Raw genomic sequence first — 19,881 nt, forward strand, 5'->3', positions numbered from 1 at the left:
GGGAGATCGGCATGAACGGCGACAACGGAACGTCGACCCAGGCCCCGCAGATGCGGGCGCTGCTGTTCACCGATCTGTGCGACTCGTTGATCCTGGTCGAGCGCATCGGCGATGCGGCGGCGGCCGAGCTGTTCCAGGCGCATGACCGGCTGGTGCTGGTGTTGCAGCAACAGTGGAATGGTCGCCTGATCGATCGTTCCGATGGCCTGCTGCTGTTGTTCGAGCGCGCCATCGATGGTCTCGGCTTTGCGCTGGATTACCAGCGCGGCCTGATGGAGATCGGCAAGCAGCGTGACATCGTGCTGCGCGCCCGCGCGGGCCTGCACGTCGGCGAAGTGCTGACCTGGGAAAACAGCCCCGAGGCGATCAAGGTTGGGGCCAAATCGCTGGAGGTCGAGGGCCTGGCCAAGCCGATGGCCGCGCGCCTGATGGCCCTTGCCCGGCCCGGGCAGATCCTGCTCTCGGCCGTGGCCGAATCGCTGACCCATCGCGCGGTGGGCGAGCTGGGGGAGCGTGGCGAGCGACTGGTGTGGAAATCGCACGGCGGCTGGCGGTTCAAGGGCATGCCCGGTCGCCAGGACATCCATGAAGTGGGTGAACGGGAGTTTGCGCCGCTGCGTGCCCCACGCGGCAGCCCCAAGGCCCGCCGTGCCGTGCCGCTGTGGCGCCGGCCGATGACACTGCTGGCCGAGGTGGCGCTGGTGGCAGGCATGGTCTTCGGCACCTGGGCCTTTCTACGCCCGACGCCGGCCATTGCCTTCGGCGAACGGGATTGGGTGGTACTGGGCAACCTCCATAACCTGACCGGCAATGCACTGCTGGACGACAGTCTTCAACAGGCGTTCCGCATTTCTCTGGAGCAGTCGCGTTACGTCAATGTGCTCAGCGACATGAAGGTGCAGGAAACGCTGGAGCGGATGCGTCGCGAAGGTGGAGCGCTGGACCGCGACGCGGCGATCGAGGTCGCGCTGCGTGAGGGTGCCAGAGCCGTGATCGTACCCACCGTGGCCGAAGTGCATGGGCGGCTGCGTGTTTCACTGGAACTGATCGATCCCAACACCGGCAATACGGCGTGGTCCGACCATGCCGATGGCCGCGGCATGGAATCCCTGCTGGGATCCACCGATGACGTCGTGGCTCAGATGCGCGCCGAGCTCGGCGAGGCCATGCATGACATCTCGCGGGACTCGATGCCCCTGCCCAAGGTGGCGACGGCCAGCCTGGATGCGCTGCATGCCTACGCGATGGGCGTCAAAGCATACGGCGATGGACGCTATGACGACGCGCAGCGGTTTTTCGGGCAGGCGGTGCGTTTCGATCCGGACTTCGCGTTCGCCTACCTGGCACAGCTGCGCATCCAGTGGGGCCGGGGCAATCCCGAAGGGGCCCGGCAATCGCTGGCCGCGGCAAAACGCGCTGCCGGTCGCTTGTCAGGGCGGGATCGGCTGTACATGGACGCCTGGGATGCCGATCTCAACGGCGCCGGAACACTCGCCACGGCCGAAAAGTGGAAGCTCTTGGGCGATCTCTATCCCGATTACCACGGCGCCCATGCCAACTACGCCTGGTCCATGCTGAGCGTGGGGCGGTATAGCGAGTCCGAGCAGGCTGCACGCAAGGCCGCTGTCGCACAGAACCCGTTGCAGGCCATGGCGTTGCAGGCGCTCGGTCGCGCCGAGCTGGCGCAGAATCACGCCGATGCGGCACTGCGCAGCTATCGTCAATCCGCACGGATCGGTCAATGGTCAGTGAACCGCCACATGGTCGCCGCGCTCGCCGCTCATGGCGACCTGGTGGGCGCCCAGCGCATGCTTGCCGCCGCTCGGGAGGATGATCTTGCCATGCACCTGGAGGGCACCGCCGTCGCGCTGGACGCGGGCGAGCCGGCGGCGGCACTGCGGGCCAATGCAGGTGCCCTGCGCCACTGTGGTGACAATGCGCGGATCTGCGGAATGTTCCAGGCGCAGTCGCTTTCGCTGGCCAGCATTGCCGTGCGAAAGGCCGGCGCACACGAATATGAGCAGCTTATCGCCACCATGATCGCGCAGGCGGCCGATCCTGCGGCAGGTGAGCGGGGAGAGTGGCTGTACATGGCCGCTGCCTCGGCCTATCTCGCGCAACGCGCCGAGCTCTATGACGTGGCACGTCGCCAGTTGCCGCATCTGCAGCGACTTGCCAAGGCACTGGATGACCCGCGTGGAACGCAGATGGTGGCGGTGCTGGTGGCCAACCAGGATCGCGTGGATGGCCGGGCTGCGCAATCGGTGCAGCGCTTGCGCGCGCTCATCGACGGCAGCGAGTTGTTCCAGGTCCACGTCGCCCTGCAGGACAGCCTGGTGGCCGCCGGGGACCAGGTGGCTGCCGCCGCCGAGCAACGCTGGCTGGCGACACAACGCGGCAGGGCCTACGCGGAAAACGCCGGTTCCTATCTCCTGCAGGCGCTGAATGTCCATGACAGCCGGGCCGCGCAACGACGTCTGGACGCGACGTCGTTGCAGTAACCGCCAGACCTCAGGGCTGCGGCTTGCGCTGCAGTTGTGAGTCGATGTCACCGCTGACGAAACAGTGCGGGAAGCTGAAGGAGCTGGTGGCGGTCAGGTGGGCAAGCAGGCGCGTGCGAGCGGCCTGGAATTCTTCCTTGCTGGCCAGCGGACCGCCTGATTCGCAGTCGCACGATGCCGCGCCCGCCTCGGCGCTGATGGTCGCCAGCGCGGCAGCGGGATCGGCCTGGAACAGGGTACGGAACGCATCGTCGCTGCTGAGCAGATCCAGCAGCTGTACGGCATCGTTGGAGGAAAGCGGCGGAGAAGTGCTGGTCATGTGGGATGTCTCGGAGATAGCGGAGGGAAGGAGGGGGCGTACGCGCAGGCCGGGGTGTGACGTTACAGCCGCGATCGATAGCGGCCGGCGCGTGAAGCGCTTGAGTCGCCCGATGATCATCGGCCTTCATCTTTGGCGATCCCGGCCGACACACTGGAACACGCGATGCTTCCCTTTCTGGCTGCCCATGCACGATACCCTCCACCTGCGCCGATGCCGCACCCTCTACCTCGAGCCCCGACAGCAGACCTCCTTCGATCTGCGCGCGCTGGTATCCGGTGGTACGGGCATGACCCTGCGCAGTGTCTGGACGGCGCTGGCACCGCACCTGCCGGCGCCGGTCGAGCTCAATGAGTCACAGGTGCTGCTGCTGGGACGTCTCGACCCGGAGCGATGGGAGCCACGGCCCGCCGGGGAAGATGACAGCGATCTGCGCTACCTGCTGGCGCATGGGCTGGTCCAGGCACAGGGAGCAGATCGCGACGCGTTGGCTGAACGTGAAGCGCAGCTGCGGCAGGTGCCGTGGTGGGGACCTGCCGCGATGCTCCATTGGCAGGGCCGCTGGCAGGGCCAGGACAGCGTGAAAGCCCTGGAATCGGCGGGACTGCACACAGCGGCGGGGCTGCGTGCACACCTTGGGCCGCCACCGCCCGCGTTGGCTTCCCACGCAGGAGAACCTCGCCGCCTGCCACGCCAGCCCGAGGAAGCGTTCGACCGCAGCCTGCGCGAGCGCAGCACCTGCCGCAACTTCGATACGGCGCAGCCACTGCCGCTGGCCGAGCTATCACGACTGCTGCAGCGCACCCTGGCTGAAACAGGACGGCAGGTGGTCGAAGAAGACGCGGTGTTTCTCAAAAAGAACGTACCGTCCGCCGGGGGCCTGCATCCCACTGAAGCGTATCTGCTGGTGCAGCATGTCGAGGGCCTCCAGGCGGGTCTGTATCACTACGATCCTGCCTCGCACGGCGTGTCCGCCCTGCCTTCCGATGCGCGGTCCATGGCAGAGCTGGCGGTGTTGTTCACCGCCGGCCAACACTGGTTTGCCGATGCGCCGGTGCTGATCGTGCTGGCCCCCCGGTTCGCGCGCACCTACTGGAAGTACCGCCACCATCCCAAGGCCTACCGCGCGGTGATCCTGGATGTTGGCCACATCTCGCAGCTGCTGCTGACCTGCGCGACCGAACAGGGCCTGGGGGCCTTTGTTACGGCCGCGATCAACGAACAGGATATCGAGCAGGTGCTCGGCATGGATCCCATGCAGCTCAGCCCGCTCGCCGTGTGTGGCGTAGGCTGGCGGGCACAGCAGATGTCGACCTCTGAGTTCGACCCCGGCGGCCAGGTGTGGACGCCGGTACTCACTGCCGAGCCGCCAACCGGGTGACTCACCCCGCCTCGAAATCCACCAGCACGGCCCCATCACCCACCTGATCCCCGGCTTTGACCCGGTAACCCTGCACGGTGCCATCGGCCGGTGCCTGCAGCGTGTGCTCCATCTTCATCGCTTCCAGCACCAGCAGCGGTGCGCCGCGTTTGACCGCCGTGCCCGGTGACACGAGTGTGGCCACGATACGGCCCGGCATCGGCGCGACCAGGCTGCCGGCATCGGCGACGGACTGGTCCGCTTCGCTGACCGGATCATGCAGGGTGAAGCGCTGCACGCCCTCGCTGCCGAACAGGTACAGCTCATTGCCGTCGCGGATGACGGTGGCGCGATGCAGCTGCTCGCCGATCTGCACGCGCAGCGCATCACCGGCCAGGCGGCCGCTGCCCTGCAGCGCGTTGCCATCCATGTGGACGGTCCACTGTCCGCCCGCGCCCTGCACGGCCACGCTGCGCTGTGCACCCCGGTGCTCCAGCGTCAGCGCGCGTGCGGCGGCCGCACCAAGGCGCCAGCCATCCTGGGCCTGCCACGGCGAGTGCGGGTCACGCGCATCACGGCTGGCGGCTTCGCTGGTGGCCACGCCGGCAATCGCGGCCAGCGCCCACAGCGCCGGATCACTGTCGTCGTCGTTGGGGGCCAGTGCGGCCTGCTCGCGCTCGATCAGCGCGGTGTCCAGCTTGGCCTGGGTAAACGAATCGGTCATCACCAGCCGGCGCAGGAAGGCGGCATTGGTGGTCACGCCGACCACTTCGCACTCGGCCAGCGCCTGCTGCATGCGGCGCAGCGCGGCGTCGCGGTCGACATCCCAGACGATCAGCTTGGCGATCATCGGGTCGTAGAACGGGGTGATCGCATCGCCCTGCTCGACACCGGCATCCACGCGCACGTGCGCGGTGTTGGCCGGCAGGCGCAGGTGGCGCAGGGTGCCGGTGGAGGGCAGGAAACCGCGGTCGGCGTCTTCGGCGTACAGGCGGGCTTCCAGTGCGTGCCCGCGGATCTGCAGTTGATCCTGCTGCAGCGGCAGCGGTTCACCGCTGGCCACGCGCAGCTGCCATTCCACCAGGTCGGTGCCGGTGATGCACTCGGTGACCGGGTGCTCCACCTGCAGGCGGGTGTTCATTTCCATGAAGTAGAAATCGCCATCCGGGCCGGCGATGAACTCCACCGTGCCCGCGCCGACGTAGTTGACCGCGCGCGCGGCATCGACGGCCGCCTTGCCCATCGCGGCGCGGCGCTCGGGCGTCATGCCGGGCGCAGGCGCTTCTTCGAGCACCTTCTGATGGCGGCGCTGCACCGAGCAGTCGCGCTCGAACAGGTACACCACGTTGCCGTGGCTGTCGCCGAACACCTGGATCTCGATGTGGCGCGGACGCTCCACATACTTCTCGACCAGCACGTGTGCGTTGCCGAACGCGGACTGCGCTTCACGCTGGCAGCTGGCCAGCGCCTCGGTGAAGGTCGCGCTGTCATCCACGCGGCGCATGCCCTTGCCACCGCCGCCGGCGCTGGCCTTGATCAACACCGGGTAGCCGATGCTGTCGGCCTGCTTGCGCAGGAACTCGGGGATCTGCTCGTCGCCGTGGTAGCCCGGGGTCAGCGGCACGCCGGCCTGCTGCATCAGCGCCTTGGCCGCGCTCTTGTCGCCCATCGCGCGGATTGCCGCCGCAGAGGGGCCGATGAACACGATGCCGGCCTCGGCGCAGGCCTGCGCGAAACCGGCATTCTCCGAGAGGAAGCCGTAGCCGGGATGGATCGCCTGCGCGCCGGTGCGGCGGGCGGCCTCCAGGATGGCATCGCCGCGCAGGTAGCTCTCGCGCGCCGGCGCCGGGCCGATCGCGATGGCCTCGTCGGCCAGGCGCACGTGGCGCGCGTTGCGGTCGGCGTCGGAGTACACCGCCACGGTGGCGATGCCCAGGCGCTGGCAGGTAGCGATGACGCGGCAGGCGATTTCGCCACGGTTGGCGATCAGGATCTTGGTGAACATGGTGGTCTCGTTGCGCGGGCCAGGGGCGGCGGTGCCAGGCGGCACCGCCCGTGCATTACATGCGGAACACGCCGAAGTCGGTCTTCTTCGCCGGGGCGTTGAGGCTGGCCGACAGCGCCAGGCCCAGCACACGACGGGTGTCGGCCGGGTCGATCACGCCGTCATCCCAGAGGCGGGCGCTGGCGTAGTACGGGTGGCCCTGCGATTCGAACTGCGCGCGGATCGGCGACTTGAAGCCGTCTTCTTCCTCGGCCGACCACTGCCCGCCCTTGGCTTCGATGCCATCGCGTTTGACCGTGGCCAGCACGCTGGCGGCCTGCTCGCCGCCCATCACGCCGATGCGCGCGTTCGGCCACATCCACAGGAAGTTGGGCGAGTAGGCGCGGCCGCACATGCCGTAGTTGCCGGCACCGAACGAGCCGCCGATCACCACGGTGAACTTGGGCACCTTGGCGCAGGCCACGGCCATGACCAGCTTGGCCCCGTCCTTGGCGATGCCGCCGTGCTCGTACTTGCGGCCAACCATGAAGCCGGTGATGTTCTGCAGGAACACCAGCGGAATGCCGCGCTGCGTGCACAGTTCGATGAAGTGCGCGCCCTTCAGCGCGGACTCGGAGAACAGGATGCCGTTGTTGGCGATGATGCCCACCGGGTAGCCGTGCAGGTGCGCGAAGCCGGTGACCAGGGTGTTGCCGTAGCGCGGCTTGAACTCATCAAAGCGCGAATCGTCGACCAGGCGCAGGATCACTTCGCGCACGTCGTAGGGCTTGCGCGTGTCGGCCGGGATCACGCCATACAGCTCGTGGGCCGGATGCCGCGGTTCCACCGGGGCCTGCACCGCCAGCGCCGGCTCGGGCTTGCGCCAGTTGAGCTGGGCGATGATCGCGCGGACCCGGGCCAGCGCCTGCAGGTCGTTGTCGGCCATGTGGTCGGCCACGCCGGAGATGCGCGTGTGCACATCGGCACCGCCCAGTTCTTCGGCGGTGACCACTTCACCGGTGGCCGCTTTCACCAGCGGCGGGCCGCCGAGGAAGATGGTGCCCTGCTCGCGCACGATCACCGTTTCATCGCTCATCGCCGGCACGTAGGCGCCACCTGCGGTGCAGCTGCCCATCACGCAGGCGATCTGCGGGATGCCCTGCGCGGACAGGTTGGCCTGGTTGTAGAAGATCCGGCCGAAATGGTCGCGGTCCGGGAACACCTCGTCCTGCAGCGGCAGGAACGCACCGCCCGAATCCACCAGGTAGATGCAGGGCAGGCGGTTCTGCTCGGCCACTTCCTGCGCGCGCAGGTGCTTCTTGACCGTCATCGGGTAGTAGGTGCCACCCTTGACCGTGGCATCGTTGGCCACGATCACGCATTCCACGCCCGAGACCCGGCCGATGCCGGCAACCACGCCGGCGCTGGGGATCGGGTCGCCATACATGCCGTGCGCGGCCAGCGGGGCGATTTCCAGGAAGGCGCTGCCCGGGTCGAGCAGGGCATCGATGCGGTCACGCACCAGCAGCTTGCCGCGTGCGGTGTGCTTGGCGCGCGCCGCTTCGCTGCCGCCCAGCGCGGTCTGCGCCAGGGTAGCGCGCAGGTCGTCGACCACCGCCTGCAGCGCGGCGCGGTTGGCCTCGAAGGTGTCGCTGCCCGGTTGCAGCTGGGTGCTCAATACGGTCATGGCAGGGCCCTTACTTGGTGCGCTGGAACAGTTCGCGGCCGATCAGCATGCGGCGGATCTCCGAGGTGCCGGCGCCGATTTCATACAGCTTGGCATCGCGCCACAACCGTCCGGTCGGGTACTCGTTGATATAGCCGTTGCCGCCCAGGATCTGGATCGCCTGGCCGGTCAGCCAGGTGGCCTTCTCGGCCGAATACAGGATCGCGCCGGCTGCGTCCTGGCGCGTGGTGCGGCCCTGGTCGCAGGCGCGTGCCACCGCGTAGACATAGGCACGGCAGGCGTTGAGGCCCACATACATGTCGGCCAGCTTGGCCTGGATCAGCTGGAAGGTGCCGATCGCCTCGCCGAACTGCTTGCGCTCGTGCACGTACGGCATCACCACATCCATCGCGGCCGCCATCAGCCCGAGCGGGCCGCCGGAAAGCACCACGCGCTCATAGTCCAGACCGGACATCAGCACCTTGACGCCACCGCCGACCACGCCAAGCACGTTGGCTTCGGGCACTTCGCAATCCTGGAAGACCAGCTCGCAGGTGTTGGAGCCGCGCATGCCGAGCTTGTCCAGCTTCTGCGCCGTGGAGAAGCCCTTCATGCCCTTTTCGATCAGGAACGCGGTGATGCCCTTGGCGCCGCCATCCGGATCGGTCTTGGCATAGACCACCAGCACATCGGCATCCGGGCCGTTGGTGATCCACATCTTGTTGCCGTTGAGCACGTAGTGATCACCGCGCTTGTCCGCGCGCAGCTTCATCGACACCACGTCCGAGCCGGCGCCCGGTTCGCTCATCGCCAGCGCGCCGACCAGCTCGCCGCTGCACAGGCCGGGCAGGTAGCGCTTTTTCTGCTCTTCGTTGCCGTTCTTGCGCAGCTGGTTCACGCACAGGTTCGAGTGCGCACCGTAGGACAACGCGATGGCACCGGAGGCGCGCGAGATCTCTTCCATCGCCACCACATGCGCGAGGTAGCCCATGCCGCTGCCGCCGTATTCCTCTTCCACGGTCAGGCCGAGCAGGCCCTGCTCGCCAAGCTTGCGCCACAGCGCATTGGGGAACAGATTCTCTTCGTCGGCCTGGGCCGCCAGCGGGGCGATTTCAGCGGAGGCAAAATGGGCCACGCTCTGGCGCAGCAGGTCGATCTCTTCGCCGAGATCGAAGTTCATGGTCGGGACGTGCATGGGCGACTCCGCAACAACAAGGGATGGGACGCGCCGGGAGGGATGGACGGGCTGACAGGGCCGTCCCGCGGGCGATGTACCCCCAGCGTAGCCGGGTTCGACAAAGAAGTGAACACAAATTCAAAAATTGAACATAGAATCAACAAATGGCCTATAAACGCTCCGCCCTGATGGAAGAACGCCTTGCCGGCGCCCGTGAACGCATCCTGCTGGCGACCCGTGTGCTGGTGGCGGCCGGCGGCTACCGCAACGCCCCGGTGACCGCCGTGGCGGCCGAAGCCGGGGTCTCCACCGGCCTGATCTACCGGCACTTCCCCTCCAAGGCCGAACTGTTCGTGGAGGTGCTCACCGCCGCCGTCGAGCACGAGCTGCGCATCTTCGAGGCGATCGCGGCCGAGCCGCTGCCCGCGCCGGAGCGCCTGCGCCGGGCGATCACCGCCTTCGTGCGGCGCGCGCTGGCCGGGCCCGGGCTGGCCTATGCCTTCATCGCCGAGCCGGTGGATCCGGAAGTGGAGGCCGAGCGCATCCGTTGCCGCCGTCTGTTCGGCGATGTGTTCCGGCGCATCGTCGCCGATGGCGTGGAGGCAGGCACCTTCCCGCCGCAGGACACCCATGTCGCAGCGGCCTGCATCGTGGGGGCGTTCACCGAGGCGCTGGTCGGCCCGACCGCACTGAGCCGCGACGCGCACGGCGACGAAGATGCGCTGGTCGAGTCGATCTGTGTTTTCTGCCTGCGTGCCGCGGGCGCCTGAGCAGCGCCGATGCTGCATTGCGACACCCGGCGGTCGCTTGCGCAGCGCCGCCGACGCTGGTCATACTCGGCCGACAAGCCGTGGTCCAACGACTACCAGCCAGGGGTATAGAGAGTGCGGAATTACGACCTCGAGTTCCTGAAACGCTTTTCCATGGTCATCGCGCTGCTGATGGCCATCACACTCGGCCTCATCATCTTTGCGGCCTACCTGCATACCAGCATTCCCCCTGAAGTCTCGCCGATGGCGGCCAAACGTACCGAGCAGCGCATCGCGCCCGCCGGTGCGGTGTACGCCGGCAGCACCGGTGCCGCCGCGCAGGCCGCCGCCCATGCCGCCGCGCTGGTCAAAGCCGCCTCGCAGGTCGCCTACGGCGGTACCACCGACGGCAAGGTGATCTACGACAACCTCTGCACCGCCTGCCATACCAATGGCGTCGGCAAGGCGCCGACGCTGGATCACGGGCATTGGGATGCGCGCATTGCCCAGGGCAAGGACACGCTCTACAAGCACGCGGTGGAGGGCTATACCGGCCCGGACGGTGGCATCATGCCGCCCAAGGGCGGGAATCCGGCGCTGACCGAGGAGCAGATCCATGCCACGGTCGATTGGATGCTCGCCAACCTGAAATGACGGCTTTGCCGGATCAGGCCACCGACGCCGCCGAAGGGCGGCGTTTCACGTTATGTGGTTAGCCTTGTCGCACTTCCCTGGAGTCCCGCTTCCGATGCGCCGTACCCCCCTCGTGTTCGCTCTCGCGCTGGCGTTGTCCGGCGCGGTCCATGCCGCCCAGCCGCAGCCCGCCACCTCGCCGCAGGTGCGCCCGGCGCCGGCCACGTCGGCCACGGTCACCCTGACCGCGCCGCCGACCGACTGGCGCACGCTGGATGGCCAGCAGGTCCGTATCGCCGCGCCACTGACCCTGGCCGGTACCGATGGCCTGTCGCGTTTCGGTGAGTTGACCGTAGCCTTCGGCGGCCGCCTCTGGCAGCCGAGTGAGGTGGCCGCACCCGGCACCCCGGAGCACGCCCATGAGGTGGCCGACAACCTGCGTCGCCGGCTGGTGCTGGACGATGGCAGCGATGCCCGGGATCCCGGCCCGGTGGCCTACCTGCCGGCGGCGGCGAACCTGCGCACCGGCATGGTCCTGCGCAACGTGGAAGGCATCGTCCGCATCGATCCCAAAGGCAACGCCCGCCTGCAGGTGACCCGTCCCCTGAACCTGCCCGGGCTGGAGCGCCCGGCGGTACCGGTGGTGGCCGGTGCCCTGCACGTGGCGGCGTTCAACCTGGAGAACTTCTTCAATGGCGACGGTCAGGGCGGCGGTTACCCGACCCTGCGCGGCGCCCGCACCCTTGCCGAACACCAGGCGCAGAAAGCCAAGCTGGTCGCCACCATCAACGCGCTCGGTGCCGATGTCGCCGCGCTGATGGAACTGGAGAACGATGGCTACGGCCCGCAGTCGGCGATCGCTCAGCTGGTCGATGCGCTCAATGCGGACCGGGGCCAGGGTGCCGACTGGCGTTTCATCGACGCGAAGCAGGGCCCGGGTGACAACCCGATCCGGGTCGGCATCATCTACCGCGCCACGCGCGTGACCCCGGTCGGCGCCCCCGCCGTGCTGGAGAAGGAGCCCTTCGGCGAGCGCAGCCGCGTGCCGCTGGCGCAGGCCTTCCGCGCGGGCAAGGGCGCGCCGTTCGTGGTCGTGGCCAATCACTTCAAATCCAAGGGCTGCTCCGAAGCGACCGGTGCCGATGCCGATCAGAAGGACGGCCAGGCCTGCTGGAATGCCACCCGGGTCGCCTCGGCCACGCTGCTGGACCAGTGGCTGGCGACCGATCCCACCGGTGCGGGCACCCGCGATGCAGTGCTGCTGGGCGACTTCAACGCCTACGCGATGGAAGACCCGATCCGCACCCTGCACGCGGCCGGCTGGCGGGATGCGTTCGCAGTGGCGAAGGTCGAACGGCCTTACAGCTATGTCTACAACGGCATGACCGGCCGGTTGGACCATGCGTTGTTGAGCCCGGGCATGGCCAAACGCCTGCGCGCGGCGGCGGAGTGGCACATCAATGCCGATGAAGCCGACGATGTCGGCTACCGCGACCGCAACGAAGCGGGCCCGTGGCGCAGTTCGGACCACGATCCGCTGCTGCTGGGGTTTGATCGCTGATACCGCACGGGTGCGCCGGCACGCCGGTCTGCCCGGTCACCGTCGCATTGCCCAGGTAGTGCCGGCCGCTGGCCGGCACCGCATCAATCGGTTACCACGTGCCCCATGCGATCAACCCGATCGCCACGACGGCCAACCCCAGGCCCACCCGGTTCCACCCACTGGTGCGCTCGCCGAAACCGAGGATGCCCACCAGCGCGCCCAGCACCACCACGCCGATGTTCATGCCGGCGAACACCACCGCCGGGCTGTCCGGCAGATGCTGGTGGGCGCGCACGTAGAACAGGATGTTGCCGAAGTTGAGCAGGCCGAGCAGGGCGCCGCCGACCCCGTTGCGCCACTGCAGGCGGGCGATCCCGCGCAGGTGGCGCCATAGCTGCAGGATGAGCATCAGCACGAAGGCCAGGCTGAAGCTGACCAGAAGCGCCGCCATCGAGGGCGTACCCGACAACGCCACCTTCTTGAGCAGGATGTCGACCAGGGCGTAGCCCACCCACACCGCCAGCAGCCACGGCCAGGCCCGCCCACCGGAGGGCTCGGCCGCCCCGGCGCGCGGGCGCACGCTGATCCCCAGGATCGCCAGCAGGCCCAGCCCCAGGCCGGCCAGCTTCCAGCCGTTGGCGCTCTCGCCGAACACCAGGAACGCAGCCAGCAGCGAAAGCAGCAGCGACAATCGCTGGGCCACATCGCTGCGCACGATCCCGGCGCGGGTCACTGCGCGGGCCATCATCAGGAAGATCGCCGGCAACGCCACGGCCAGGCAGAGCAGGGCGGCCCACGGCGCGTGCGGGGTCTGCAGCGAGGCCAGCGAGGGCTGCAGCAGCACCGCGCTGAGCACGCTGGCGACCAGGTAATTCCAGGTCACCACCTGCGGCATGTCCAGCCGCTGGCGCGGCGCCAGCTTCAGCAGGACCGACACCAGCACGCTGCAGAGAACGCTGAAAACCAGATAGTGCATGTACGGATCCGGCGGGGGCGGCGGTGAAGCACGCGGAGGGACGGTATTATGACGCCATGCACAATCCCCCATTTCCCCAAGAAAGCGGTGCGCTGACGCTGGACGGACCGGTCGGTCCGCTGGATGTCGTGGTTGATCTGCCCGAGGCCGATGTCGCGGTGCAGCCGGTGGTGGCGATCGTCTGCCACCCCCTGTCCACCGAGGGCGGCAGCATGCACAACAAGGTGGTGACCATGGCCGCGCGCTCGTTGCGCGACCTGGGCATCGCCACCGTGCGCTTCAACTTCCGCAGCGTCGGCGATTCGGCCGGCAGCTTCGACAACGGCGTGGGCGAGCAGGACGACCTCAAGGCCGTTGCCGCCTGGGTCCGTGCACAGCGGCCGGGCCAGGACCTGTGGCTGGCCGGTTTCAGCTTTGGTGCGTACGTCTCGTTGCGCGCCGCGGGCGACCTTCAGCCGACCACGCTGATCTCGATCGCGCCGCCCGCCGGGCGCTGGGACTTCGAGGGCATGCAGCCCCCGGCCCAGTGGCTGGTGATCCAGGGCGAGGAAGACGAGATCGTCGATCCGCAGGCGGTCTATGACTGGCTGGACGGCCTGGACGCACCGCACGAACTGGTGCGCATGCCCGATACCAGCCATTTCTTCCACCGCAAGATCGTCGACCTGCGCGGCGCGCTCATCCATGGCGCCAAGCAGTGGCTGCCCAACCCCGCCCCCGACGCGGCATGAGCGAGACCGTGATGACCCCGTCGCAGCGCTACGCCGATGGCGTGGCCCGGGGCGAATGGCAGAACGACCCGGCCCAGCACGCCGCCCTGGCCGAGCTGGACCGCATCCATCTCGCGCTGGTCGACAGCGCGCAGGATGGCTGGCTGGATCGCCTCTCCGCGTTCTGGAAGAAGCCCGAGCCGGTCAAGGGCCTGTATTTCTGGGGCGGGGTGGGGCGCGGCAAGACCTTCCTGGTCGATCTGTTCTATGACGGCCTGCCGATCGAGCAGAAGTACCGCACCCATTTCCACCGCTTCATGCGCGGCATCCACGAGCGCCTGCGCGAGCACCAGGGGCAAAGCGATCCGCTGGCGAAGATCGCCCAGGAGTGGCGCAGCAAACTGCGCGTGCTGGTGCTGGACGAGTTCTTCGTCACCGACATCGGTGATGCAATGCTGCTGGCGCGCCTGCTCGAGCGCATGTTCGCCGAGGGGGTGACCCTGGTGACCACCTCCAATACCGCCGTGGAAAACCTGTACCTCAACGGCCTGCAGCGCGACAGCTTCATGCCTGCGATCGGGCTGCTGCAGACCTACTGCGTGGAGCTGTACGCCGAAGGCACCGAGGACTACCGCATGCGCGCGCTGACCCGCTCGCCGGTGTACCAGTCCCCGATCGATGCCGGCAGCGATGCCTGGCTGGCCGGCCGCTGGGCCGAGCTCAGCGGTGGGCAGCCGGCCAAGGCGGGCAACATCGAGATCGAGGCGCGCAAGATTCCGGTGCGCGGCCGCGGCAAGAGCATCGTCTGGTTCGATTTCAAGGCGCTGTGCGAAGGCCCGCGTGGCCCCTCGGATTACATCGAGATCGCGCACGAGTTCAACACCGTGCTGCTCGGGGACATCCCGCACTTCGACACACTCAACGAAGATGCCGCGCGCCGCTTCGTCAACCTGATCGACGAGCTGTACGACCGCCACGTCAACCTGGTCTGCACCGCGACCGATTCACCGGTCGGGCTGTATTCCGGCATCCGCCTGCAGGGCGCGTTCGAACGTACCGCCTCGCGCCTGATCGAAATGCAGAGCGCCGAGTACCTGGGCACCCCGCACCGCGCGTAGCTCCACGCCGGGCGTGGATGCTCTCTACAACGGCGGCAACACCAACGCATCTCCGCGCGGCAGTTCGTGCGCGATCGGCACCGCTGCGTCCTCGTCGCGGTCCATCACCATCATCGCCAGCGGCTTGCCCTGGTAGCGCACCTCCAGCGACTGCTGGATCGCATCCAGCGCCAGCACCTGCGTGCACAGCGACTGGGCCTGCGCCTCCAGCGCCTGCCCGCGCGCCTCCATGCGGCGCTCCAGGTCGGCCTCCATCTGCTCGGCTCGGGCCTCGATCCGGTCCGAGCCGCCGGTCAGCATCGTCCACATCACGCCGCGGGCCAGCGAGGCCGACATCGACTCGGCGGCCTGCTCGATGCGCGCCTCGAACTGCTCGCCGAACAGATCCTGCTCCCAGATCCCGCGGCCAAGGGTACGGCCGACGTACGCGTGGGCATCCTTGCGCAGCCCGTCCACCTCGCGCGCCCTGCGGCGGCTGCCGGTCATGATTTCCACCGTGGCGCCCAGCGCATCCAAGGCGATGTCCGTGGCCTCGCCGGCCACTCCGGCCACGGCAGGCACCAGCTGGCGGGTGCCCCATTCGAGCTGGCGCAGGCGCTGGGCGTCGGCGTCGCTGACCGGGATCGGCTGGCGATCGATGTTCAGCTCGCCATCGTGGAAGAAGATCTCCGCCGGCACCTGCTCGCGGTTGCGCAGCCAGATCCCGCCGCTGTCCACCAGCACGTTGTAGGGCGTGCTCACCCCGCACTGGCGTGAGGAAAGCGCTGGCGCCTTGGTCCCGCCGGCAGCGGCAGCACCGGCCACGGTCAGGCCCAACATCAGACAGCCGGTCAGGGGCAGGCGCATGGTCGCGTTCATATATAAGGAGGCGTATCGGAGCGTGGCACCCCGCAGCCACCCCGGCGCGGGTCGGAAGTCACCCTGATCGGCGGCCATTCGTTAGGGCGGTGTGAGGCCCGCTGTTCCGTTTTTCGCGACCCTGCGTCGCATCCGGCATCGACGTTTTGGCCTTGACTGCGCACTCGCTTTCGACGGGTCCAGACCGTTCGTCGGACGCCCTTCAGGCCCGGTCCTTGCGCCGCAAGGGATTGGGGAAATTCACTACATTTGGCGTTGACGACACCTGGTACCCCCACTATCTTGTGGCCGTCGGTACCGCCGACCACAAGTCGACGGGAGTATTGCCTTCACGCCGATGGCCTGAAGACCTACTGACAACCGCACGAAGTACAGCGTGTGGTGCCGGTCGCAGGATTCTCCGGGGGGAGAGGACCGGTGACGCAGGGGAACCGCCCGCAGGCTTGCCTGCCCGGGTCGCGGCTCCTGCGACGCCGATAGTCCACCCTGAGCATCTCTGCATCGGTTCCGGCGCCAGGCAGACCCCGCTGTACCACCCCAAATCACGCCAAGAGGAAAACGCCGTGAGCACCGAAACCAGCGCAGCTATCGATAAGGAAAGCGAATTCCTGCTGACCTCGCCGCCCACGGCGACCGCCATGAGCGTGACCAAGCGCAATGGCACGACCGAACTGGTGGACCTGAACAAGATCGTGCGCGCTGTACAGCGCTGCTGCGAAGGTCTGCATGCGGTGGATCCGATGCGCGTTGCGACCCGCACCATCTCCGGCCTGTACAACGGCGCGACCACCCAGGAGCTGGACGAACTGTCCATCCGCACCTCGGCGCTGCTGATCGGTGAAGAGCCCGAATACGGCCGCCTCGCTGCGCGCCTGCTGGCCAACTTCATCGCCAAGGAAGTATCCGGCCAGGAAATCCATGCGTTCTCGCAGTCGGTCGGCCGCGGCCACGAAGTGGGCCTGATCAACGCGCGCCTGCTGGAATTCGTGCAGGTCAACGCCCGCAAGCTCAACGACGCGATCGATCCGTCGCTGGACCTGCATTTCGATTACTTCGGCCTGCGTACCCTGTACGACCGTTACCTGCTGCGTCATCCGCACACCCGCAAGGTGATCGAGACCCCGCAGCAGTTCTTCCTGCGCATCGCCAGCGCGCTGAGCGAAGACGTGCCGGAAACCCTCGCGCTGTACAAGCGCATGGGCAACCTGGATTACCTGCCGTCCAGCCCGACCCTGTTCAACTCCGGCACCACGCACGAGCAGCTGTCCTCGTGCTTCCTGCTGGATTCGCCGCAGGATTCGCTGGAGTCGATCTACGCCAAGTACGGCGATATCGCCCAGCTCTCCAAGTTCAGCGGCGGCATCGGCGTCAGCTACAGCCGCGTGCGTTCGCGTGGTTCGCTGATCAAATCGACCAACGGCCATTCCAACGGCATCGTGCCGTGGCTGAAGACCATGGATTCGTCCGTGGCGGCGGTGAACCAGGGTGGCAAGCGCAAGGGCGCGGCCTGTGTGTACCTGGAAACCTGGCACGCCGATATCGAGGACTTCCTCGAACTGCGTGACAACACCGGCGACGAATCGCGCCGTGCGCACAACCTGAATCTGGCCAACTGGATCCCCGACCTGTTCATGCAGCGCGTCGAGGCCGACCAGGAATGGTCGCTGTTCGATCCGAGCGTGGTGCCCGAGTTCACCGATCTGTTCGGCGAAGCCTTCGAACAGGCTTACCTGCAGGCCGAAGCCCAGGGCAAGGCCCAGCGCACCATCTCCGCACGCAAGCTGTACTCGCGGATGATGCGTACCCTGGCCGAGACCGGCAACGGCTGGATGACGTTCAAGGACAAGTGCAACCGCGCCAGCAACCAGACGCTGCGCCCGGGCAACGTGATCCACCTGTCCAACCTGTGCACCGAAATCCTGGAAATCACCTCGGCCGAAGAGACCGCGGTGTGCAACCTGGGCTCGATCAACCTGGGCAATCATTTCGATGGCCACGGCGAGTTCGATTTCGACAAGCTGGCCGACACCGTGCGCCTGGCCGTGCGTCAGCTCGACCGCGTGATCGACCTGAACTTCTACCCGATCGAAACCGCCCGCCGCGGCAACCTGCGCTGGCGCCCGGTCGGCCTGGGCTGCATGGGCCTGCAGGACGTGTTCTTCCGCAAGCGTCTGGCCTTTGACAGTGCCGAAGCCCGCGCGCTGTCCAAGCAGATCGCCGAAACGATCTACTTCCACGCGCTGGAAACCTCGTGCGAGCTGGCCCAGGAACGCGGCAAGCACCCGTCCTTCGCCGACACCCGTGCGGCCAGCGGCGAGCTGCAGTTCGATGCCTGGAACGTGGTGCCCGAAGACACCGCACGTTGGGATGCCCTGCGTGAGCGCATCAAGGAACACGGCCTGCGCAACTCGCTGCTCATCGCGATCGCCCCGACCGCCACCATCGCCTCGATCGCCGGTTGCTACGAGTGCGTCGAGCCGCAGGTGTCCAACCTGTTCAAGCGCGAAACGCTGTCCGGCGACTTCCTGCAGGTCAACCGTTACCTGGTGAACGAGCTGAAGAAGCTCGGCCACTGGACCCCGGAAATGCGCGACGCGATCAAGCTGGCCGAAGGCTCGATCCAGGGCATCACCCAGATCCCGGAAACGCTGCGCCACATCTACCGCACCGCCTGGGAACTGCCGATGCGTTCGCTGATCGACATGGCCGCCGACCGCGGCGCGTTCATCGACCAGTCCGCCTCGCTCAACCTGTTCATGGAAAGCCCGAACATCGGCGCGATGTCCTCCATGTACATGTACGCCTGGAAGCAGGGCATCAAGACCACGTACTACCTGCGTTCGCGCCCGGCGACCAAGATCGCCAAGACGACCGTCAGCAGCTACACCCCGGTCGAAGCCGTCGCCTGCTCGCTGGAAAACCCGGAAAGCTGCGAGGCGTGCCAGTAAACAAGGCGTGCCGGCCCACCGGGCCGGCACCGCCGGGTGCACGGACGGAAAATCACACATTCGGTAGCTACCGACCGTTGGTCGGTAGTCGCCAAGAAGGACGAAACACCATGGCCGACAAGCCTGCTCAAATGCTGCTCGATCCAGGTTTTGAACTGACGTTGCGCCCGATGCGCTACCCGCAGTTCTATGACATGTATCGCAATGCGATCAAGAACACCTGGACGGTCGAGGAAATCAATTTCCAGATCGACATCAGTGACCTGCACGGCAAGATGTCGCCGGGCGAGCGCCACCTGATTCACCGTCTGGTCGCGTTCTTCGCCACCGGCGATTCGATCGTGTCCAACAATCTGGTGCTGAACCTGTATCAGCATCTGAATGCGCCGGAAGCGCGCATGTACCTGTCGCGCCAGCTGTACGAAGAAGCGCTGCACGTGCAGTTCTACCTGACCCTGTTGGACAACTACCTGCCGGATCCGGACGAGCGCGCCAAGGCGTTCGATGCGGTGGAGAACATCGATTCGATCAAGAAGAAGGCCGACTTCTGCTTCAAGTGGATCGATTCGATCCAGAACCTGAAGCGCATCGAGACCCGTGACGAGCGTCGCCAGTTCCTGCTCAACCAGATCTGCTTCGCGGCGTGCATCGAGGGCCTGTTCTTCTTCGCGGCCTTCGCCTACGTCTACTACTTCCGTTCGCGCGGTCTGCTCAACGGTCTGGCCTCGGGCACCAACTGGGTGTTCCGCGACGAGAGCGCGCACATGGAGTTCGCCTTCGAGTGCGTGGATGTGATCCGCGAGGAAGAGCCGGACCTGTTCGACGATGCGATGAAGCAGGAGGTCTACGACATGCTGGCCGATGCGATCGAGTGCGAAGTGCAGTTCGCCGAGGACGTGCTGTCGGGCGGTGTGGCGGGCATTTCGACGCGTGACATGCGCCAGTATCTGCAGCATTGCGCGGACAATCATTTCCATCGCCTGGGCATGGAGAAGAAGTACAACGTGCGCAATCCGCTGAGCTTCATGGAGCTGCAGGATGTGCAGGAGTTGACCAACTTCTTCGAGCGTCGTTCGTCGGCCTACCAGGTGGGCGTGAAGGGCGAAGTGTCGTTCGACATGTCGTTCTGATCTGACGCTTACGTTGTGATTTCGAAAAGCCCCGGACATGTTCCGGGGCTTTTTCGTTTCCCGCTTTACTCGCTTAAGCGTTGAAGCGTTGAAGCGTTGAAGCGTTGAAGCGTTGAAGCAAGAGCGTTGGCGTCCGGATGCTGCGAGTAGAAGTGACCCGGGCAGGCGAATGCTGGACCCGCCGTAAATACGTCCTTGTAGGCTCGTGG

At 66.9% G+C, this 19,881-nt stretch carries 15 protein-coding genes; 9 read left to right on the forward strand and 6 right to left on the reverse strand.

Annotated elements, in window-relative coordinates; genetic code table 11:
• Nucleotides 1-11: 11 nt before the first annotated feature.
• Nucleotides 12-2,501 carry a putative peptide modification system cyclase gene (locus AC06E9_RS16055; RefSeq protein WP_121044361.1) on the forward strand — a complete coding sequence of 830 codons (2,490 nt, stop codon included), beginning with the start codon at nt 12-14 and terminating at the stop codon, nt 2,499-2,501.
• Between the two features lie 10 nt (nt 2,502-2,511).
• On the opposite strand, the gene AC06E9_RS16060 is transcribed toward AC06E9_RS16055, so the two are convergent.
• Nucleotides 2,512-2,820: an NHLP-related RiPP peptide gene (locus tag AC06E9_RS16060; RefSeq protein ID WP_070474300.1), complete on the reverse strand. Its 309-nt coding sequence runs from the start codon at nt 2,818-2,820 to the stop codon at nt 2,512-2,514.
• Between the two features lie 112 nt (nt 2,821-2,932).
• Between AC06E9_RS16060 and AC06E9_RS16065 the strand changes: the two genes are divergently transcribed.
• Nucleotides 2,933-4,201: a putative peptide maturation dehydrogenase gene (locus tag AC06E9_RS16065; protein ID WP_478056404.1), complete on the forward strand. Its 1,269-nt coding sequence runs from the start codon at nt 2,933-2,935 to the stop codon at nt 4,199-4,201.
• 1 nt (nt 4,202) lies between these two features.
• On the opposite strand, the gene AC06E9_RS16070 is transcribed toward AC06E9_RS16065, so the two are convergent.
• From AC06E9_RS16070 to AC06E9_RS16080, 3 genes are read right to left on the reverse strand one after another with little or no spacing between them, the layout of a single operon-like run.
• Entirely contained in the window at nt 4,203-6,185 is a 1,983-nt protein-coding gene (locus tag AC06E9_RS16070; protein WP_152154432.1) for an acetyl/propionyl/methylcrotonyl-CoA carboxylase subunit alpha, read from the reverse strand.
• Nucleotides 6,186-6,240: 55 nt separating this feature from the next.
• Nucleotides 6,241-7,851, reverse strand: coding sequence for a carboxyl transferase domain-containing protein (locus AC06E9_RS16075; RefSeq protein WP_070426393.1), 1,611 nt, complete (start codon nt 7,849-7,851; stop codon nt 6,241-6,243).
• Nucleotides 7,852-7,861: 10 nt separating this feature from the next.
• Nucleotides 7,862-9,025: an isovaleryl-CoA dehydrogenase gene (locus AC06E9_RS16080; RefSeq protein WP_102788830.1), complete on the reverse strand. Its 1,164-nt coding sequence runs from the start codon at nt 9,023-9,025 to the stop codon at nt 7,862-7,864.
• A gap of 146 nt (nt 9,026-9,171) precedes the next feature.
• Between AC06E9_RS16080 and AC06E9_RS16085 the strand changes: the two genes are divergently transcribed.
• The 3 genes from AC06E9_RS16085 (at nt 9,172) to AC06E9_RS16095 (ending at nt 11,950) form a co-directional block, all read left to right on the forward strand.
• On the forward strand, nt 9,172-9,777 hold the full coding sequence (locus AC06E9_RS16085) for a TetR/AcrR family transcriptional regulator (RefSeq protein ID WP_121044348.1): 606 nt from the start codon (nt 9,172-9,174) through the stop codon (nt 9,775-9,777).
• A 114-nt stretch (nt 9,778-9,891) separates the two neighbouring features.
• Nucleotides 9,892-10,410, forward strand: a complete 519-nt coding sequence (locus AC06E9_RS16090) for a c-type cytochrome (RefSeq protein ID WP_070474313.1) — start codon at nt 9,892-9,894, stop codon at nt 10,408-10,410.
• A 94-nt stretch (nt 10,411-10,504) separates the two neighbouring features.
• Nucleotides 10,505-11,950 carry an ExeM/NucH family extracellular endonuclease gene (locus AC06E9_RS16095; protein WP_282262803.1) on the forward strand — a complete coding sequence of 482 codons (1,446 nt, stop codon included), beginning with the start codon at nt 10,505-10,507 and terminating at the stop codon, nt 11,948-11,950.
• A gap of 91 nt (nt 11,951-12,041) precedes the next feature.
• Here AC06E9_RS16095 and AC06E9_RS16100 read toward each other — a convergent pair whose 3' ends face one another.
• The gene (locus tag AC06E9_RS16100; protein ID WP_282264017.1) at nt 12,042-12,908 is read right to left on the reverse strand and encodes an EamA family transporter; all 867 of its coding nucleotides are present in this window, start codon (nt 12,906-12,908) and stop codon (nt 12,042-12,044) included.
• A 56-nt stretch (nt 12,909-12,964) separates the two neighbouring features.
• Between AC06E9_RS16100 and AC06E9_RS16105 the strand changes: the two genes are divergently transcribed.
• Nucleotides 12,965-13,639, forward strand: coding sequence for an alpha/beta hydrolase (locus AC06E9_RS16105; protein WP_478056405.1), 675 nt, complete (start codon nt 12,965-12,967; stop codon nt 13,637-13,639).
• Complete coding sequence (gene zapE, locus AC06E9_RS16110) at nt 13,636-14,736, forward strand: cell division protein ZapE (protein ID WP_121044337.1); 1,101 nt, start codon at nt 13,636-13,638, stop codon at nt 14,734-14,736. Before AC06E9_RS16105 ends, zapE begins: the two co-directional genes overlap by 4 nt.
• Before the next feature lie 24 nt (nt 14,737-14,760).
• Here the strand turns inward: zapE and AC06E9_RS16115 are convergent, their stop codons facing one another.
• A complete protein-coding gene (locus AC06E9_RS16115) occupies nt 14,761-15,582 on the reverse strand; it encodes a YggN family protein (protein ID WP_259462222.1) in 822 nt (273 codons plus the stop codon).
• A 575-nt stretch (nt 15,583-16,157) separates the two neighbouring features.
• Here AC06E9_RS16115 and AC06E9_RS16120 point away from each other — a divergent pair.
• A complete protein-coding gene (locus AC06E9_RS16120; protein WP_121044335.1) occupies nt 16,158-18,542 on the forward strand; it encodes a ribonucleoside-diphosphate reductase subunit alpha in 2,385 nt (794 codons plus the stop codon).
• Nucleotides 18,543-18,652: 110 nt separating this feature from the next.
• A complete protein-coding gene (locus tag AC06E9_RS16125) occupies nt 18,653-19,672 on the forward strand; it encodes a ribonucleotide-diphosphate reductase subunit beta (protein ID WP_121044332.1) in 1,020 nt (339 codons plus the stop codon).
• The last annotated feature ends 209 nt before the right edge of the window (nt 19,673-19,881 follow it).

The sequence above is a fragment of the Stenotrophomonas sp. Steno-Z10-BAI genome, from assembly GCF_056393115.1.

What these genes read in the sequence shown, in the direction of transcription:
- AC06E9_RS16070 (WP_152154432.1), bottom strand. Translation starts at nt 6,185, where the DNA reads ATGTTCACCAAGATCCTGATCGCCAACCGTGGCGAAATCGCCTGCCGC.
- AC06E9_RS16125 (WP_121044332.1), top strand. Translation starts at nt 18,653, where the DNA reads ATGGCCGACAAGCCTGCTCAAATGCTGCTCGATCCAGGTTTTGAACTG.
- AC06E9_RS16080 (WP_102788830.1), bottom strand. Translation starts at nt 9,025, where the DNA reads ATGCACGTCCCGACCATGAACTTCGATCTCGGCGAAGAGATCGACCTG.
- zapE (WP_121044337.1), top strand. Translation starts at nt 13,636, where the DNA reads ATGAGCGAGACCGTGATGACCCCGTCGCAGCGCTACGCCGATGGCGTG.
- AC06E9_RS16095 (WP_282262803.1), top strand. Translation starts at nt 10,505, where the DNA reads ATGCGCCGTACCCCCCTCGTGTTCGCTCTCGCGCTGGCGTTGTCCGGC.
- AC06E9_RS16100 (WP_282264017.1), bottom strand. Translation starts at nt 12,908, where the DNA reads ATGCACTATCTGGTTTTCAGCGTTCTCTGCAGCGTGCTGGTGTCGGTC.
- AC06E9_RS16085 (WP_121044348.1), top strand. Translation starts at nt 9,172, where the DNA reads ATGGCCTATAAACGCTCCGCCCTGATGGAAGAACGCCTTGCCGGCGCC.
- AC06E9_RS16055 (WP_121044361.1), top strand. Translation starts at nt 12, where the DNA reads ATGAACGGCGACAACGGAACGTCGACCCAGGCCCCGCAGATGCGGGCG.
- AC06E9_RS16115 (WP_259462222.1), bottom strand. Translation starts at nt 15,582, where the DNA reads ATGCGCCTGCCCCTGACCGGCTGTCTGATGTTGGGCCTGACCGTGGCC.
- AC06E9_RS16060 (WP_070474300.1), bottom strand. Translation starts at nt 2,820, where the DNA reads ATGACCAGCACTTCTCCGCCGCTTTCCTCCAACGATGCCGTACAGCTG.
- AC06E9_RS16065 (WP_478056404.1), top strand. Translation starts at nt 2,933, where the DNA reads ATGATCATCGGCCTTCATCTTTGGCGATCCCGGCCGACACACTGGAAC.
- AC06E9_RS16105 (WP_478056405.1), top strand. Translation starts at nt 12,965, where the DNA reads ATGCACAATCCCCCATTTCCCCAAGAAAGCGGTGCGCTGACGCTGGAC.
- AC06E9_RS16075 (WP_070426393.1), bottom strand. Translation starts at nt 7,851, where the DNA reads ATGACCGTATTGAGCACCCAGCTGCAACCGGGCAGCGACACCTTCGAG.